The sequence below is a fragment of the Peptoniphilus indolicus ATCC 29427 genome, assembly GCF_000227315.1.
GTDB lineage: Bacteria > Bacillota > Clostridia > Tissierellales > Peptoniphilaceae > Peptoniphilus > Peptoniphilus indolicus.
The window spans coordinates 1-1799 of the sequence record NZ_JH165094.1 but is presented as its reverse complement, the minus strand read 5'-3'; the positions used below and the strand labels follow the sequence as shown (position 1 = coordinate 1799).

The 1799-nt window shown below is 29.8% G+C and carries 3 protein-coding genes; all 3 read right to left on the bottom strand.

All coding sequences use genetic code 11. The features are described 5' to 3' along the window. Positions 1-132: 132 nt before the first annotated feature. Entirely contained in the window at positions 133-897 is a 765-nt protein-coding gene (locus tag HMPREF9129_RS12615) for a L,D-transpeptidase family protein (protein ID WP_257009289.1), read from the bottom strand. Then, complete coding sequence (locus HMPREF9129_RS12610; RefSeq protein WP_004823371.1) at positions 872-1510, bottom strand: peptidoglycan binding domain-containing protein; 639 nt, start codon at positions 1508-1510, stop codon at positions 872-874. The genes HMPREF9129_RS12615 and HMPREF9129_RS12610 overlap by 26 nt, the downstream gene beginning before the upstream one ends. 19 nt (positions 1511-1529) lie before the next feature. Further along, positions 1530-1799, bottom strand: a 270-nt coding sequence (locus HMPREF9129_RS10040) for a chorismate mutase (protein ID WP_004823370.1), incomplete at its 5' end; no start/stop codon positions are given.

Sequence of the window (1799 nt, the reverse complement as noted above, 5' to 3'; positions counted from 1 at the left end):
CATTTAACCCTAATAAAGATATATTATTTACATTATTTATAATGCCTGCTGCAGTATGGTCTATAGCCATACATAACATAGCTATTATTTTTAATGTGCTGGAACTCAACAAATCCTTTTTCATATTATCTCCTAACTTACCATTTGAGTATTTGAATCATAGACTACAACTGGCATATTATAAAAAGAATTTGAAAATAAAGTAGGCATTATTGAAGGCGGTGTATTTACACAACCATGTGAACCATTATGTCTGTATATGCTCCCTCCATATGTGCTTCTCCATACTGAATCGTGTAATCCACATCCAGTCCAATCAAAAGGCATCCAATAGTCTACATGTGATTCCCATGTTGCTCCCTTTAATATCCTGTCTCTTTCCTTGGCCCATACTTTTTGAGTACCTGTTGGAGTTGAATTTCCCTTTGTAGGGTCTCCTGACACAATTGGAGTTTCTAAAACTTTCTGTCCATCTTTATACATCCACATATGTTGTCTTCCAAGGTCTATTTCAATATAAGAATTTCCTATATCATTAGTCTCTCTTCTATATCCTTCTAGTCTATATACTGGTTTTATAGTTACAGTCTTAGTGTTTTCTAAAGCCTTAACTAATTCATCTGTGCTTGATTTTACATCTGTCATCCAACCATATATTCCTCCGCTGACTCTTGCAATTCCAAGCCCTGTAGTTTGAAAATCTCTTGTTGCCTTGAATGTATCGTATTTACCAGCTATATACTTTATATATTGCTCAACTTTTTCTACATCTGGCACCAATAAATTTTTTTCATTTGGAGAATAAAGGTTTATAAGCGAATCATTCTTCAATACTTCTTTTCTATCTGCAAAGTCATAAGTTATTTCAAATTTATTCAAATTTATTTTTTTGTTCAAGTTGTGAAAGTAATTTTTCATCATCTTTTTTTATTTTTGGATTATGGTAAATTCCCTCTTTTTCTAAATCCAATACTTCATCTCTATTTTGAACAGCTTCCAAAACTTTTTTCGCAAACAATTCACTATTTATTTTATTTCCATAAACTTCCGGTTTTACTACAAATTTATCCCCTTCAAAAACCACTTTTGCATCTTGTGGTTCAATTCTTGGCGCTGTATTTATCTTTAAACTTTCCAAAACTTGATTAAACTTCTCGAAGTCATACTTAGCTGTATTTTTTAATTTATATTCTTTTTTTATTAAAATATATGCTGGCCAATAGAGAGAATTTTGCTCAACACTCTGCCCTTTATTCAAAGTATCTGAATAATCAAAACTTTTTGAATACAGAGTTTCTTCTGAATCTCTTTCAACAATTTTTAACTTATATTCTCCATATTTAGAATTATAATTTTCATACAGTTTCGACTTATTGGTTAAACTAAAATCTTTCCCATTTATAAATGTGTTAGGCATAAAATTATCTTTAAATATATTCACTCCAACCACATATATTGTCAGTACAACTGACAAGATTAAAAAAATTGTCACTTTAAATAATTTCTTCATCTATTTTCTTCACCTATAACTACTTTTGTATATCCTTGCTTATATCCATAAGCTTATGAAATAGCTCGCTGATTTTTTCTTTATACTCTTTATTTACCAATGCTTCTATAGCTTTTTCTATTACTTTTTCTTCTCTTTTAGAGTCAAAAATTTCTATCTTATTAGATTTTTTCCACTCCCCTATCTTAACTGCAATATTTATTCTCTCTTCAAAAAGCTCTACTATTTTTTTATCAACTTCATCTATTTCTCTTCTTAAATTTTCTAAATTATTCATGTCTACACCACC

Bases quoted from the DNA above. Each gene is read 5' to 3' on its own strand.
- HMPREF9129_RS12610 (WP_004823371.1), bottom strand. From the start codon at position 1,510: ATGAAGAAATTATTTAAAGTGACAATTTTTTTAATCTTGTCAGTTGTA.